Origin of the sequence: Photobacterium proteolyticum (assembly GCF_001939735.1) — a bacterium.
GTDB lineage: Bacteria > Pseudomonadota > Gammaproteobacteria > Enterobacterales > Vibrionaceae > Photobacterium > Photobacterium proteolyticum.
The window spans coordinates 1-16,221 of the sequence record NZ_MJIL01000085.1 but is presented as its reverse complement, the minus strand read 5'-3'; the positions used below and the strand labels follow the sequence as shown (position 1 = coordinate 16,221).

Here is a 16,221-nt window from a genome sequence, read left to right as displayed (position 1 = left end):
TTAACAACTCACTGCTTCCATTATCAATCTCGCACAGCTGTCCAGGGTTATAACGGCCCTCGGGGGGTAACTAAGGGAACGAATCTGCTTGATCAGCCTCTGAGTCTCTCGAACAAAATACCGCTAATAAGTAAAATACTGTCGCGCAAAGCATAATGGACTGAAATCCAAAATTAAGAGCAAGCCCGGCAGCGACAATCGATGTGAGAACCGAAGCGCATCCATTCATCGCCCAGGCATAGGCTCGCTGTAGTGGGGTTGTAAGGAGGCAACGCATTCCCAGTGTGAAAGGTATGCCCATGATTACTCCCGGAGGAAAAAGTATAAGCTGGGCAAATAGATAGCGAAGAAGCATAGGCAACCCCAGAAGGTGATCGATTATCAGATCCATAAAATAAAGAATGCCAATAAGCGTTAAGCAAAGAGCCGACAGGGAATAGGTAACAGTATTTCTTCCCATTTTCTGAGACCACCATCCGCCGATCCCAGATGAGAGCAGAATACCTGCCAGGACAAAAGTAAAGCTAAGCACCGGACTGGAAAATATCTGGATATAGGCTTTGATAAAATAGATTTCTACGAACATAAATCCCGCTCCGATGGAAAAGAAATAGAGCTTCTGGGATAAAGGGATTTTCCTTTGTTTCCCTTTGGCGAAGAGCTGGGGGAGCAACAATAGCAGGGCAGAGACGGCCAGCGCCTCGATGAAAACAACAGCAATGACGACCTCGCCGGAAAGTAGCATTGAATAGGGTCGGCTTCCCATGCTCTGGTACAAATCTCCTAATCTGTCCCATTTTATAAAGCGGCCTGGAAATGGCCTGTTGTCATCTTGTGGAGCGGCATCCAGAAGGTAATCATCGAAAAATTGTTTATCTCTCTTTTCTCGGTAATGCTGGAGAAGATTGTCGATGGCAAGGTAATGATGGGGAAGTTCGAAACTATTGAAGCGATTGGCAAGAGATGACTGCATATCCCGGATATAGACAATGTCGAAATTCAGCCTTTCAGCAAAGTCCATCGGGGTCTTTATATTTTCAATAGGATTCTTGCTAACGACCAGTGTGAATATTCCCCAGTTTCTTAAAAGAACAAGGTGATGCAGTGGATCCTTTTTGTCACTCTCGCGTAGGACCTGAAGTGCCGTAGAGAACAGACGGATCGAGTCGGAAGGAGGAAGAAGCAGCTTGCGCGAAACGATGATGACTCCCTTTTCAGAAAGATGGTTCAGGTACTCTTCGAAGGCTTCCGTGGTGAATAGGTACTCTTGGCTAAGGGCGGCAGATCCAGCCAGAGATGTTCCCCAGCTCTCAATATGGATGATGTCGTATTTTCTTTGTGAGTGTCTGAAAAATATTCGAGGATTTTCGGACGTTGTACGCAGATTATAATGTTCTGCTATAGCTCGGGATATACTCGGGCTTTCATGAATGATGGTTATATCCGGGATCCCAGCAGCAAGTGCTGTCGGTATGCTGGTTCCTCCGCCCCGTATAACAAGCAGGGCGCTTTGGGGAAGGGGGACAAAGTCATAACCTACCGATGGCAAGGTGAATCTTGCAAACTCGAACGTCTTCGAATTGCCATTAGCGCCATAGAGAACCAGTTGCTCGTCTCCGTCCCGAAAAATGGCGCTTTGTACAGGAAGGTTGCCGCTATATTTGAGGCTGAGGCCTGGTGCGTAACGAATATAGGGGCTGGTGACGGTGTCTATTTTGCCCGTTATGCTGCTCGTCGACTCTGTGACTGTTGACTGGGGAAATTGCAAAAGCTGACTCAGAGATTTATACGGTGATGGGGTGACAGTCAGTTGAGCGCCCCATGGAGTGAAGAGCAGAGGTATAATCAGCAGCATAATACAGGTGCTGACGAGAGATAAAGATAGGTTCCGGGGGGGATAACGGGAGCCGTCAATTTTCTTGTTTTTTATTAAAGCGGCTGCGGTTACATAACATAGTGGAACTATTGCTACGGTTACGGCAAGTTTTCCTTCTCCGATAAAAGGCAGTAACAGGGAGGGAAGAATTGTGCCCAGAGCAGAGCCTGCCATAGTAGAAAAGTAAATGAAGCCCGTGTTTTCAGGCTGCTCGACATAGGCTGAAAGCACAATAACACCGGCGAAGAAAAACGGAATCGCGAGAAGTGTGTAGCTGAGAAAAAGATAAAATGCCTGGATTGATTCCAGCGGAAGCCTGAAATAATCAAGGGGAAGCTGTATAAGGAGCATAAAGGAAACAAGCGTAGAGCAGCTATAGAGGAGCACTAAAAACGGTGTTACTTTTCCTGTCGCAAATTGCCTTGTCCAGTTATTTTTCCTTGAATCGAAGATACTTAATGCAGTGCCGCTGGCGGCAAAACCAAATAGCGCAATGCTGATCACCATAAAGGAGAGATGATTCCACTGGCTAATCGAGAAGATTCTGGCCAGTAGTACCTCAAAGGCGAGCGAAGAAAGGGATACAAGGAAAACAGCCGAGAGACTCATTGCTATTTCCCGAAGGGCTTCATTGCGTGTCCGGTCATGGGAACAAAGAGAACACCGGCAATTTGCCAAACCCTATAGTCATTCTTCTCTTTGGTGACGAGCACGAGGTTTTGATAGCTGAAAGGGTTTCCCAAGGGGAGCACTAGCCGTCCTCCGTCCTTGAGTTGCGCCAGTAGAGGCGGAGGAATATGGTCTATGGCGGCGGTGAGCATAATAGCATCATAGGGGGCTCCCTTATTCCAGCCGAAGTAGCCGTCACCACATTGGGTTTCAACATTCGTATAGCCAAGAGAGTCAAGGAGCTTACTGGCTTTAGTGCAGAGGTTCTTCTTGATCTCGATGCTAATCACCTCTTTCGCCACCTCGGAAAGCACCGCGGCCTGATATCCCGAGCCGGTCCCGATCTCGAGAACTTTTTCATTGCCTTTGAGTTCGAGAACCTCCGTCATCAGGGCAACAATATATGGCTGTGAAATTGTCTGTCCCTCACCGATCGGCAGAGGGGAATCTGTATAGGCTTTAAACGACAGAATCTTCGGAACAAAAAAGTGCCTGGGGAGCTTGCTCATTGCCGTAAGCACTCTGTTGTCGACGATTCCGCGCTTGATTAGCTGGTCTTGAACCATTGTCTCCCGGGCACGGGCATACTTGTCGGAATCACTCGCGGCTAATACTGCAAAGGGCTGGAGTCCTAATACGATGAAGGCAAAAAACTGAAACAAAGAGCGACCCATAGCGTACTCCCTACAGGATTTTGATCTGGCGAAATTACTATACCCAAGCCACCTCGCCCTTTGGGAGTGAGTCAGTTGGTTCGGCATTCCGATGCCCATTTCTGTGTCAAATAACGTTGAAAGGGGCTACCATTCCTACCGCAATTTCCTTGAACTGAACACGCTGGTCTCACTCTGAACCCTCATCTTGAGGTAGCTTGGGTATATAGAGTATAGGAAGAGTACAGCCGCAATTAATCACCCTCACTACCTATGTGGGTTGAAGCGATATTGATCTGGCTGGATACCGCGTCAATGAATAAATGAGACCTCAAGTGGTTTTCATTTACCGTTATGTACTTTACTATATAACGGTAAGTAAGCATGCTGATATTAGAGGTAAAGTATGAACAAGCGTTTGTTAACATATCTGTTTTCTGTAAGTTGCGCGCTGGGGGCATCGAGTTCGGCGCTGGCGTCAGAGAAGGTGACAGTCTTTGCCGCTTCGTCGTTGACCAATGCCATGAATGAAGTGGCGGCGGTATACAAAGAAAAAACGGGTACTCAGTCGACGCTTTCGTTTGCCTCGTCTGCAGCTCTTGCCAGGCAGATTGCCCAAGGAGCACCTGCAGATATCTATCTGTCTGCTAATGAAAAGTGGATGGATTATGTTGAGCAGCAGCAGGCTATTGAGCCGCAGTCGCGTAAAAGTTTGTTAAACAATAGCCTGGTGTTCGTGGCTCCGGAATCATACCCAACCGATAGCATTACTATCAGTGCTTCGTGGGACTTGGCACAGGCGCTAGACGGCACGCGTTTAGCGACTGGTGACCCGAAACATGTACCAGCGGGTATTTATGCCAAAGAGGCGTTGGAAAATATAGGTTTGTGGCAGAAGGCCTCACCTTTGCTTGCTCGTGCGAGTAATGTCCGCTCGGCGCTGCTGCTGGTAGAGAAACAAGAAGCCATGCTTGGGATTGTTTATAAAACAGATGCCCTGATTTCGAACAAGGTGAAAGTGGTAGCCGAGCTGCCAAACAACAGTCACACGGCAATTACCTATCCTGTAGCAGTTGTGAAAGACAAGGCGAATGGTCAAGTCGAAGATTATTACCAGTTTTTGCAGTCAGATCAGGCCCGCGAGATTTTCGAAAAATACGGCTTTGGAGTTAACTAAGCGTGCTGACAGATTATGAGCTACAGGCACTGCTGCTTAGTTTAAAAATATCGGGTGTGGCAGTAATGGTTAGCCTGCCTCTGGGGATCTTGTGTGCCTGGTTGCTGGCGCGATGTCGGTTCTATGGCAAGGCCATCTTGGACGGCATTGTGCATCTGCCATTGGTTTTACCGCCGGTTGTTATCGGTTACCTACTGCTGACCCTTATGGGACGAAATGGTGTGATCGGCAAGGCACTCTATGAATGGTTTGGACTGACGTTTAGCTTTAGCTGGCGCGGGGCCGTCATCGCCGTTGCTGTGGTTTCTTTTCCGCTAATGGTCCGTTCAATTCGTCTGGCACTGGAAAGTGTTGACCCCAAATTGGAGCAGGCAGCCCGGACGCTTGGTGCAAATCCTCTTAAAGTCTTCCTGACGATTACCTTGCCCCTCACACTTCCGGGTATTTTGACGGGAACCATACTGGCATTTGCCCGTGCGTTGGGTGAGTTTGGGGCCACGATAACCTTTGTCTCGAATATTCCCGGTGAGACACAGACAATCCCATTGGCGATGTTCTCCTTCATTGAAACTCCGGGGGCTGAAAGTGAAGCCGCCCGCCTTTGTATTATTGCCATTGCGATTGCCCTGGCTTCATTACTGGTTTCTGAGTGGATGGCGAGAATGGCACGTAACCGATTGGAGACCCAATGCTAGCAATTAATGTTCAGAAAATACTTGGTAACCTAGAGTTAGATATCAAGCTTGAGTTGCCAATGCAGGGGATCACCGCGATTTTTGGTCGTTCGGGAACGGGAAAGACATCACTGATTAATGTACTGAGTGGCTTAAGTGAGCCTGACAAAGGCTCGATAAAACTTGGAGATCGAATACTGTGTGATAGTGAAGAGGGTATTTATCTTCCTCCTGAGAAAAGAAAAATTGGTTATGTGTTCCAGGATGCGCGTCTGTTTCCCCATTATACGGTAGCCGGAAACCTCACTTATGGTTGTCGGGATAAAGATCAGGCCCACTTTGATGCTGTTGTTTCGTTACTGGGGATCGAAAGCTTGTTGCAGCGTTATCCGTCATCTTTATCTGGCGGGGAAAAGCAACGTGTTGCCATTGGCAGAGCGCTACTGACTAAGCCTGATATGTTGCTGATGGACGAGCCTCTGGCGTCACTGGATCTGCCACGCAAACAGGAGCTGATGCCTTATTTGGAGAAACTGGCCAAGCAGGTAAAAACGCCCATTCTTTATGTTACCCATAGCCTCGATGAAATATTGCGGCTTGCAGATTATATGGTGATGATTAATCAGGGCAAAGTGGTTGTTGCCGGGAATGTAAATAGTGTCTGGGGTTCACCGGAAATGCGTCCATGGTTACCGGCCAAGGAGCAAAGTTCTTTGATTAGCGCACGGGTAAACCACACCCATCCGGACTATGCTTTGACTCAGGTAATGTTAAATCATGATGCATGCCTATGGGTAAGCAAACTGAACAGGCAGCGCGGGGAGTGGGTAAGAGTGCGGATTCACTCCAATGATGTTTCGATAACGAAGTCAAAGCCGGAACAGACAAGTATCCGTAACATATTGACAGCAAGGGTGGATAAGCTGCTTTCTGCTGACGAAGAGGAAAAAGTCGCTGTAAGACTCCGAATCGGAGAAGCTCAGATATGGGCGAACCTTACACTATGGGCTGCAGATGAGTTAAATATTAAAGTTGGTGATGAGGTATTTGCTCAAATAAAAGGTGTGAGTGTTACCCAAGATGATTGGGTATAAATTTATTATAAAAAGAATACTTACTTTGTGATAATAGTATTAGGGAGTAAGTTAGTAATGGACCACAAAATAATGCTGACAATAAAGTTAATGTTGGTAATTGTTTGTGGTCTTTTTTGTCCTATATTTATGCGATTTAATTTTTACGACTTTTATTTTTGCAGTGTAAGTTCAGTCGATGATTAAATTGGTAGTCTATTATGTACAACTTTGTATTAAAGGTTGGGCAAAGATGGTTTACATTTTTAGATGAGCTTATCCCACTGAATATAATGATTAATTTATGATTGTGTACAGCGTTCCTGTATTGTTTGTATTGTTAAATGTGTGTCAGGATGTGTGAAATATAACCGTTGCATATTGAACTGTTCAGCTGTGAGTCAGTATATTGTTCACCACAATAAGGCTGGTCAGGAATTGGCTGAGAGACAAATCTTAGTTTCTTAATATACTTTTTTGTTGTTTGGATACGATATAAGTCTATTTGGAAATCATAAATTCAATTAAACATATACTGGATGTACCCATGCGAACACTATCACTATTAATTCTTTCTACGCTACTCGTTACAGGCTGTGGTTCTGGCGGTGGTTCTGATGACGGTACTGCTAGTAGCGGTGATGCAAACACTGGAAGCGGAACAGTCATTTCAGGTGACGGCAGCAGTGGTTCCAATAATGGTGGTAGTACTGATAATGGCGATAACTCTGGCAGCAACGGCGGCAGCAATGATGGTGATAACGGAAGTAATGGTGAACCGCAGAGTGGCGATTTTGCCGACCAGATGCTAGCAGCAGTGAATGCAGCCCGTGCTCAGGCTCGTGACTGTGGTGGCCAGATGATGCCGGCAGTACCTGCATTAACATGGGATTATAGCCTAGAACAGGCGGCATTTGTTCATTCAAGCAACATGGCAAACTACAACTTTTTCAGCCATACCGGTTTAAATGGCGACCAGCCAAGTGATCGTGTTTCCGATCAGGGTTATAGCTGGAGCACAGTGGGCGAAAACATTGCCGCGGGTCAGAAAGATCTCGCGTCGGTTATGGATAGCTGGCTAAACAGCCCTGGCCACTGTAAGAACATCATGAGTGCGAACTTTACCCAAATGGGTGCATCGTCAGTCACTAACTCAAGTGCACAATACGGTATCTACTGGACTCAGGTATTTGCTCGTCCACGTTAATTTTTCTTCTTCGAGTTAACAAAGACATCGCCGCTGTTTGATACAGCGGTGAAGCCATTTATGATGTGGTCTTGTCTTTCGACAGTATTACAACCAGGCCGTCACTGAAATAATGGCGGCTTTTTGAATAGGCGACAGGTTTGCCAAACGGTTGGTAATCAACGTTCCAGCCTGAGTCTTTTGCTTTTTCTGCCAACTCATCCCTTTCTACATCGATATCAGGATCGATCCCGTGCAAGATGGTTATTATCCCTTTATAGTGAGCCAGTTTTAACGCATTGTCATAACTGACAGCACCAACCCATATGGGCTTTCCTGACTGTACCTCATTACCTGCGTACCACCAGCGAATGTGCTTCCTGTTAACCAGATCTCCGGCAAGCTGATAGGCAGACCATTGAGGCTGTTGATTCCAGTAAAGATCGGAGATAGGCGGTAGCTCTTTGGACAGTAGCTTTAAGTAACGACTCAGTGTCAGGTCATCTCGCGAGAATGTTTTATTCTCAATCCAGCCTAATTCACCCATGAGCTGTTGCGGTGTATTTCCCACAACAACAATATTGATTGGTTGCGCCTGATATACAGGAGCCAAACCCGGATAAACGGTATAATCCAGTTCATGCAGTGATTGTTGGGTGTTGCTTATTTCTTTTGCTTCAAATGCATAGGCATCACTGACGAAAAAGTGGTAATAATTTGCTCCAGCCATTATGGCGAGCCAGCACAGACAGATATTTAGCCATTTCTTCCAGCTCTTGGTTCGGTAGATCAATAGGCTGATCACTGAAGCAGTAAAAACGGCCACGACTAATAAGCTATGCTCTTTCAGGAACAGGGTAAGAGTGGCGAGATCTGGCATTAACTCGATTCCTTGCGCCAGCAAATAACCGGCAAACACAAATTGTCCGACACCGATAAAAAGACCGATTAATGAATATGCCGTGAAGGTTCTCCAGGGAAGCGCGTAGCTGCCAGCCAGGAAGGGCATTATCCAAGCTACCGGCCCCAGCAAGCGGGCGATAGCGACCACCAAAGGGCCGCGTTTTCTCAGTACCAGCCGGGCTCTGGCAATGGGTCTCCGGGTTTTAGGAACACGCTGGCAGAGCCTGCGGCGACCGTTTACGCCATAGCGGCGGCCGATGAAATAGCTGAGCTGATCGCCAATAAGGCCACCAAGGAGTACGGATATGACACCGTAAATTGCGCCGCTACTCAGCAGGTAGCCTGCTGCAAGCAAGAAGGGCTCTCCGGGAAAAAAGAGGTTGGGCCCAATCAGTGCATCGAGAAAGCTACCGCCGAAGAACCACCACCAGCTGGCATTTAGCATTTGTTATCTGCGTCCTTGTAATGGCCAAACTCATAGTTCATTTCGTTGTTGCGCATTTCTCCGAAAAAAAAGCGGCGCACATTGGCTTTCAGGTAGGTTAGCCCCATTTTGAAAAATCCATCCTGTTCGAGTCGGCGAGGATCAAACCAGAAGCTGACAGGAAGCATTCGGTAGCGCCAGGTTTCGGAAGCCCTGCGTACGTAGTCACAGTCTTCGCAAAGAACGATTTCTTCATCAAAGCCGTTAATTTCCTCGTGGGCCCGTTTGGTTGAAAACAGGCAGGCACCTACAGCTGTCGGGAAGAAAAAGGATGTAGCGTACAGTCCGGCATTGAATAGCCCGTAGCCAAGGCGGTAGCCAAGTGACAGCTCTTCGGCACTCATATAGACACCGGCCACTTCGAGCTTGCGTTTTTCAAGCTGGTGGAGGGCATTGGTCAGGAATGTCGGCTCCAGACGGACATCTGCATCAAGAAATAAGAGACGCTCATGGGAAGCAAGCTTGGTACCGGTATTACGGCCTAGGCTGGTTCCTCGTCCTTCCATTTTATGAACGGTCAGGGCCGGTAATGCTTTATCGAATCCTTGCGCAACCTCACAGGTGTTGTCATCGCTGTTGGAGTCCACCACGATAACTTCGAAATTCTGGTGGCTTTGCTTGCTTAGATCTTCAAGTAAACGGCCGATACGTTTCTCTTCGTTTAGGGTAATCACAACAATACTAATCGGGCTCATAATTTCCTCTTAAATTCGTAACTGGCTTAATTGTTGAGAGAATTATGCTTTGAAGGGACTGAATGGGACGTGAGGGCCCAGTTCATCTTCCATTCATGTAATTGAGAGAGTTCTCAGTGTGATTGTTGCTGATAGAAGGCTTCGATTTGCTCGCAGAGCCACTCAGGCTCGTCAAGCGGGAGATCGTGCCCGGCACTCGGGTGAAGGAATCCCAATGTGGATGCTTGCATATGCGAATTCACGGAGCCAAAACGAACGGTATACAGGGGGGAGGGCGGGCATACGCAAGTCAGCCACTCTAAGAGAGTGGCTGACTTTGCTTTAATGGCTGGCTTTTTTGGCTGCCTCTAGCTGATATTCCTCAACCTCTGACACCCACTTTGGACGGTTGATGTACTTGCCGAGCAAGTAGGAGGGAATTAGGAAAATAAACAGAGGTATTGATTCATGGATGTAGGTATTGGCCAGCGCTTCTTCATGGGAGAAGTAATTAAGCACAGCCAAAACACCAAAAATACCACCTAACATAACTAGAATAGCCGAGACTACCAAGGCCAAGCCAAGCAGATCCCTGAAATAAAGTTTTGATGCTTTCATGTTTGTTCCCTCGCATTTTTCACGCTTTGAATATACTCCTTGGTATGCATAATATTGTGAGATATGTCATACAAATATAATTGCTCTGTGCATGAATGCGGCAAAATTGATTTAGAGCAAAATGTGACGGGGGTACAAGATGGAGTGCAACGGATTCAAAGCGCCCATTTGAAGGCGTCGTAGAATCGGGCTTTACCGTTTTCAGTAATAAGCTGGCCATGTGAAAGAATGATCCGATCAAAAGGCCAGGTCAGAATTTCCTGTAATGATTGCCTTAAGCGTGTTTTATCCTTGAATGTCAGGCGCCAGTACAAAGGTATTGCAGGTGCCTTGTAGCAACCATTTAACAGAGCAAGGCCAATAGTGAGTATATTTGGCGAGGGACTCAGCCAGGCAAGGGTGTCGCCGACAATCAGGGTTTTGGCGTTAGGATCGCAGAAGATAACTTCTTCCATTTTGTCACTGCCGCGAAGCAGGGTCTGGTAGAGCTGATGGCGCCAAAGAACAGGTGTTTGTGCACTCAGAGCATCATCAAATGCGAGGTCGGTACGTTTGTTTTGCAGGCCGGGCGGCGCGAAAAAGTACGCTTCCGGGTAGGCCAGCCACCATTCGGAAAGAAACAGGTGGTGATTCATATTCGGAGTTACAATGGCATGGACTTGCCCCAGCTTGGTAAGTTCAAGTTGCAATTGCGTAGTTAGTTGGACAGGAGAGTGGATTAGCAGCTTGTTATTATCAAGCCGGATTACGGTCATACGAGCACCGACAGGAATGCCGTTCACCTTGAACGGCATATCCTGATACCAAATTCGGTTGCTGCTCCATTCAATCATAGGTCATCCTTAACCTGTGATGAGCTTAGCCTGGCTAGAAGCCCATAAGTTTGAGTAAGTTTTCTGCCGTCTCGATAGCCTGCTGACGGTTGGCGATATTCAGCTTTTGATACAGATTGCGAATATGAGTTTTAATTGTCGTTGAGGCAACATCAAGCTCCGAGGCGATCTGTTCGTTACTGTAACCTGTATAGATAAGACCCAATACCTGCCACTCTCGCTGTGTTAGCGGGCTGGTCCGAATTAGTTCAGGCACATCTGGCAGATTAAGCAACTTTTCAACAAAGCTTTCATCGAAATGCACTGAGCGGTTACGCTCTTTGCTGGTCATCTCTCGTAGCAACTGACGAGCACGATGCAGCTCTAGCTCGCTAAGTGCCTTACCATCGACAAGTTCCTGCAGCAAATCGCAAATATCGGCGCCATCACATAGGAAAATACCAACCATTCCAGTGCTGTTGGTTAACACTAGGGCGTCTTTGAGTTGCGCCAGTGCTTTTTCTCTTTCATTCATCCGCTTACTGAGTACAGCTTGTACCACAAGGTTGCGATTTTTGTCTGTGATCAGATTATGCTTATCGCAACTTTCTAGCAACATATCCAAGATAAGCTGTGCACGTTCCATTTCACCCACGTTCAGACAGGCACGGGCAATATTACGCCATTGTAGTTGCTGGAAATGGTTACATGCCGCTTCCGGTTCCTCGGCTTTTTTAAGCCAGCTTTGAATGCTATCCAGATCGCCTTTGAGCTGCCAGTAGAACAAGTTTGCCAAATCCGTATTGGCTCGCCAGTCAATATGGTAGTCAGAGCGGTCCATCATGCTGTTACACAGCTCAAGGTAGCGGGCCGCTTTGTCCTGCTCGCCCCGGGTGATGGCAATTCTGGCCAGCATTGAATAGGCGTGGAGGGACTTGGTCTCGTCAAAAGGTGCGAGTACTTCCAGGCTTTTCAGCGCGGCTTCTTCTGCTTCGTCCAGGCGGTTCCAGCACCAGAGGATCTGGGCACGGAGACGTAACAGGAACTCGTGCAACGGAACTTGCTGCAAATGTTGTTCTTTTACAAGCTTGAATGCTTGATCCAGTTGCTCGAAGGCGGACTGAACATAACCTTGTGCCAGTAGGATTTCACTTTGCTGAAGCAGGGCCCAGAGCGCCTGATGGTATACATGGTACTGTCGAGCCATTTTCTCGGTTTGCTGCATCATAGGCAGTGCACGGCTTAGGTTACCCAGGCAGTGATGTACTTCGCCGACAACAGAGGTGGCAACAATTCGACTACGGTAAGTTGTAGAGGGAAGCTGGCCAAGTGCAAGCTCGGAGAGAGTTAGCGCGTCTTCTGGTTTGCTTTGGTTTATGGCCACCTGTGCACGCAGGGCGTTAAACTCACCCTGTAGTGCGTCATTCAAAACGATGTTGTGTTTGTGCATCTCGGCTTCTGATTCGAGAATCAGCTCACCGACATCGTTATAGCGGTGCTGGCTTTGGATTAGCCATAGGCGTAAAAGGGCCAGACGCGGGGTACTAAACAGTGTGTCTTTGTCGAGGTGATCAATGCTGTCTTCTAGCAGTTTAAGCTCGCCATGGTGGAACATTTCCCAACCAAACTCAGACAGGATCTCAACACTTAGGTCTTTGTCTTCGCTTTTTTGGGCATGAAGCAGAGCCTGCTGCGGCGAGTTTTGCTTCAGCCACGCCCGGGCTGCAAGTGAATGAAGCTCTGAACGTTGCTGCGGGATTTGCGAATAACGCTGGTGGCGTAAAAACTCGGCAAACAGATTATGGAAGCGATACCAGTTATTGTCGCCTTCCAGTGTATTGAGGAACAGGCCGAACCGGTTAAGCGACTCCAACATCGCCAGAGCATCGCTTCGCCCGGTAAGGTCGGTCACCAATTCGGCATTGAACATATCCAGAACTGAACATTGCAGTAAGAACTGCTGGGTTTCGCGATCCAACTGGTCAAAAACCTCTTCGGCCAGGTAGTCCCAGAGGTGGCCCCGGTTGAAGTTTGCAACCGATACAGCTGACTCAACGAGGTTGTTTGGTCTTTGTTGTGCGTGTAGTGCGATTAGCTGCAAGGCTGACGGCCAGCCTTCTACTTGTTCGCGCAAGGTTTTGAGTACACTTGATTCAACATTGTCAGTAACCCGTTTGTTGAAGAAGCGCTCTGTTTCTTCCTCGTCGAATGCGAGTAAATCGTTATCGACTTCAATTAACAGATCCCGTACTCGAAGGTTGGCTGTACCTAATGGTGGCAAGGTACGGCTGGTAACGACGAGCGTGATGTTGTCAGGCATATTTTTCAGGAAGAAACGCATACCGTCGTGAATATCATCGTTGTTGATGACATGGTAATCATCAAGTACCAGATAAGTTTGCTCGTGATAATCGCTCAGTTCACCGAATAGCTCGCTAAAGAGTGTAGACATACAGGCAAATTGTCTACGCTCGGCCATTGCCTGTGTTTTTAGGCAAGCATTATTTGTTGATTTATTAATAGATTGCAGAAGGTAGTTAGCGAAGCGGAATGTGTCGTTGTCGTTTTCATCGATATTGAACCAGCCGGTATGTGGGTGCTCGCTCAACCACTGTGCTGCCATAGTGGTTTTGCCGTAACCCGCTGGTGATCGAAATAGAACAAGACGGTAAAAAGGAGCCTGATCTAGCGTTTCCAGCAAACGGGGGCGGAGTATTGCATTATGAAGGCGTGCCGGTCGTGTCAGTTTAGATGGTATCCACATAGTCTTGCTATCTTATGTAAGGTTTCAGGTCCATTAAAGCTCTTAGGTATTAGTCTACTGCTCTAGGCAGATTATTGGTGAGCTTTATTCCATGGTGTAATCAAAATCATGCAATAAAATAATTTCATGACATTTGATCTGGGCCATAACTTTACCCACCTTAATACTAAAATCAGTAATTCTATGTCTTCTCATCCCCGGAATTATGAGTTAGCTCACATATATTGAAGCTTTAATTAAAATTTAAGCCCAATGTTGCACATGTGGTTTAGTCTAAACTTGTGAATCAAGTTGCATTATGTGATTCGTAGGGAGCAGTCTACACCTCGAAATTTGCAGAATGTCACACTAGGGAGGGGGATTGGCTAACTACGCCCCTCATACTCATCCCTAATCCTCCCTTGGTTAGGAGGATGTTTTGCCTGACAAACGAAGGCAACATAGTCACCAGTTGGAAATAATCCTAGAGCGAGATTGAACCATGTCTAAAAATGGTCATACACAACAATTTGACAAGGCAGCATTTAAAGCAGCCGTAGAGAAACACCTGACGACGACTTATGCGAATACTTCAGAGACAGCTACTCCACGTAGCTGGTATCTGGCAATGGGCCGAGCACTGGCGGAAATCAGTACCGGCAACCTGCTAGAAACAGAAAAGCAACTAGCAGAAGAGAAAGCACGTAGCGTTAACTACCTTTCTTTGGAATTCCTTATCGGCCGCCTGACAGGCAACAACCTGATCAGCATGGGCTTGTATGAAGACGTTGCTGCGGCAATGGAAGAGATGGGTCATAACCTGACTGATCTACTAGAAGAAGAGCGTGACCCGGCGCTGGGTAACGGTGGCCTTGGCCGTCTGGCTGCCTGTTTCATGGATTCACTGGCTGCACAAGAGTACCCGGCGGTAGGTTACGGCCTGCACTACGAGTACGGTCTGTTCCGCCAGTCTTTTGTTGAAGGACGTCAGGTAGAAGCACCTGATGCATGGCGTGGTCTTGAAGGCTATCCGTGGGAAGTGATTCGTCCAGAGCTTTCTCAGACAGTGAGCCTATACGGTCATGTTGAATCCTACACTGACGAAAATGGCAACGCTTGTCGCCGTTGGGTACCGGGTATGACCGTTGAAGGTGTGGCTTGGGACCTGCCTATCGTTGGTTACGATAACAAGAGCGTTTACCCGCTGCGCCTGTGGGAGTGCCGTTCTAATGCACCGTTCAACCTGGCGCGTTTCAATGACGGTGACTACGTGGGTGCTCAGTACTCTGCACTAGAAGCCGGTAATGTGACCAAGGTTCTTTACCCGAATGACAACCATGACCAAGGTAAAGCACTGCGTCTGATGCAGCAGTACTTCCACTGTGCCTGTTCGATTGCCGATATTCTACGTCGTCACATCGGTGCTGGTAACAAGATTGAAGATCTGTCTAAGCTTGAGACTATCCAGCTTAACGATACGCACCCGACTATCGCTATTCCAGAACTGATGCGTATTCTGATTGACGAATACAAACTGGGTTGGGATGCCGCGTGGGCCATTTCTTCGAAGACATTCGCCTACACCAACCACACCTTGCTGCCTGAAGCACTGGAAACGTGGAGCGAAGCACTGATTGCACAAATGCTTCCTCGTCACATGGAAATTATTTTNCCATTTCTTCGAAGACATTCGCCTACACCAACCACACCTTGCTGCCTGAAGCACTGGAAACGTGGAGCGAAGCACTGATTGCACAAATGCTTCCTCGTCACATGGAAATTATTTTCGAAATCAACCACCGCTTCATGAAGCTGGTTGAGCAAACCTGGCCGGGCAACAATGAAGTGAAGCGCAAGCTGTCTATCATTGAGGAAGGTCCTCAGCGCATGGTACGCATGGCGAACCTTTGTGTGGTTAGTACTTATGCCGTTAACGGTGTAGCCGCACTACACTCAGAGCTGGTCAAGCGTGACCTGTTCCCTGAGTTCAACGAACTATTCCCTGGTCGTCTTCAGAACGTGACTAACGGTGTCACACCACGTCGTTGGATCAAGTACTGTAACCCAGGCCTTTCTGCGCTGATCAGTGAGAAAGTGGGTAACGACTGGCCGAACAAGCTTGAGAAAATTGCCGGTCTTGAGAAGTTTGCTGAAGATGAAGCGTTCCAGAAGCGCTACATGGCAGTGAAAAAAGAGAACAAACAACGTCTGGCTGACTGGGTTGAAGAGAACATGGGTATCGAGCTGGATACTAATGCTATCTTCGATATTCAAATCAAGCGTCTGCACGAGTACAAGCGTCAGCACCTGAACCTGCTTCATATTCTGTCGCTATACCATCGTCTGCTGAACGATCCGACATTCGACATGCAACCTCGCGTATTCTTCTTTGGTGCCAAGGCGGCGCCGGGTTATGCGCTGGCAAAAGATATTATCTTTGCTATCAACAAGGTTGCCGAGAAGGTGAACAACGACCCTCGTCTTGGCGGCAAGCTGAAGGTGGTCTTCATTCCTGATTACCGCGTGAGCCTGGCAGAGATCCTGTTCCCTGCAGCAGACGTATCAGAGCAGATTTCGACTGCCGGTAAAGAAGCATCAGGTACAGGTAACATGAAGTTCGCGATGAACGGTGCCCTGACCATCGGTACGATGGACGGCGCGAATGTCGAGATGCGCGAA

At 47.6% G+C, this 16,221-nt stretch carries 12 protein-coding genes and 1 pseudogene; 6 read left to right on the top strand and 7 right to left on the bottom strand.

Going from position 1 to position 16,221, the window contains the following annotated elements; genetic code table 11:
- Positions 1–70: 70 nt before the first annotated feature.
- On the bottom strand, positions 71–2,485 hold the full coding sequence (locus BIT28_RS17230) for a spermidine synthase family protein (RefSeq protein ID WP_075765972.1): 2,415 nt from the start codon (positions 2,483–2,485) through the stop codon (positions 71–73).
- 2 nt (positions 2,486–2,487) lie between these two features.
- The gene (locus BIT28_RS17225) at positions 2,488–3,219 is read right to left on the bottom strand and encodes a protein-L-isoaspartate(D-aspartate) O-methyltransferase (RefSeq protein WP_075765970.1); all 732 of its coding nucleotides are present in this window, start codon (positions 3,217–3,219) and stop codon (positions 2,488–2,490) included.
- Between the two features lie 385 nt (positions 3,220–3,604).
- Between BIT28_RS17225 and modA the strand changes: the two genes are divergently transcribed.
- The 4 genes from modA to BIT28_RS30015 all read left to right on the top strand — a co-directional run bounded on the left by modA (position 3,605) and on the right by BIT28_RS30015 (position 7,329).
- Positions 3,605–4,375, top strand: coding sequence for a molybdate ABC transporter substrate-binding protein (modA, locus tag BIT28_RS17220; RefSeq protein ID WP_075765968.1), 771 nt, complete (start codon positions 3,605–3,607; stop codon positions 4,373–4,375).
- A gap of 2 nt (positions 4,376–4,377) precedes the next feature.
- Positions 4,378–5,070, top strand: coding sequence for a molybdate ABC transporter permease subunit (gene modB, locus BIT28_RS17215; RefSeq protein WP_075765966.1), 693 nt, complete (start codon positions 4,378–4,380; stop codon positions 5,068–5,070).
- Positions 5,064–6,143 (top strand): molybdenum ABC transporter ATP-binding protein ModC, encoded by a 1,080-nt coding sequence (gene modC / locus BIT28_RS17210; RefSeq protein WP_075765964.1) that lies wholly within the window; start codon positions 5,064–5,066, stop codon positions 6,141–6,143. Before modB ends, modC begins: the two co-directional genes overlap by 7 nt.
- 526 nt (positions 6,144–6,669) lie before the next feature.
- Entirely contained in the window at positions 6,670–7,329 is a 660-nt protein-coding gene (locus BIT28_RS30015; RefSeq protein WP_075765962.1) for a CAP domain-containing protein, read from the top strand.
- Positions 7,330–7,387: 58 nt separating this feature from the next.
- Here the strand turns inward: BIT28_RS30015 and BIT28_RS17200 are convergent, their stop codons facing one another.
- The 5 genes from BIT28_RS17200 to malT all read right to left on the bottom strand — a co-directional run bounded on the left by BIT28_RS17200 (position 7,388) and on the right by malT (position 13,563).
- Positions 7,388–8,656 (bottom strand): LssY C-terminal domain-containing protein, encoded by a 1,269-nt coding sequence (locus BIT28_RS17200; RefSeq protein ID WP_075765960.1) that lies wholly within the window; start codon positions 8,654–8,656, stop codon positions 7,388–7,390.
- On the bottom strand, positions 8,650–9,390 hold the full coding sequence (locus BIT28_RS17195) for a glycosyltransferase (RefSeq protein WP_075765958.1): 741 nt from the start codon (positions 9,388–9,390) through the stop codon (positions 8,650–8,652). Before BIT28_RS17195 ends, BIT28_RS17200 begins: the two co-directional genes overlap by 7 nt.
- A gap of 321 nt (positions 9,391–9,711) precedes the next feature.
- Positions 9,712–9,987 (bottom strand): D-fructose-6-phosphate amidotransferase, encoded by a 276-nt coding sequence (locus BIT28_RS17190; RefSeq protein ID WP_075765956.1) that lies wholly within the window; start codon positions 9,985–9,987, stop codon positions 9,712–9,714.
- 155 nt (positions 9,988–10,142) lie between these two features.
- The gene (locus BIT28_RS17185; protein WP_075765954.1) at positions 10,143–10,820 is read right to left on the bottom strand and encodes a DUF4336 domain-containing protein; all 678 of its coding nucleotides are present in this window, start codon (positions 10,818–10,820) and stop codon (positions 10,143–10,145) included.
- Positions 10,821–10,854: 34 nt separating this feature from the next.
- Positions 10,855–13,563 (bottom strand): HTH-type transcriptional regulator MalT, encoded by a 2,709-nt coding sequence (malT, locus tag BIT28_RS17180; RefSeq protein ID WP_075765952.1) that lies wholly within the window; start codon positions 13,561–13,563, stop codon positions 10,855–10,857.
- Between the two features lie 481 nt (positions 13,564–14,044).
- Here malT and BIT28_RS17175 point away from each other — a divergent pair.
- Together BIT28_RS17175 and glgP are read left to right on the top strand one after the other, a co-directional pair.
- Positions 14,045–15,213: pseudogene (locus tag BIT28_RS17175) on the top strand (glycogen/starch/alpha-glucan phosphorylase); the annotation flags it as partial.
- A 1-nt stretch (position 15,214) separates the two neighbouring features.
- The coding region (gene glgP, locus BIT28_RS17170) for a glycogen/starch/alpha-glucan family phosphorylase (RefSeq protein WP_139310488.1) at positions 15,215–16,221 on the top strand (1,007 nt) is incomplete at both ends.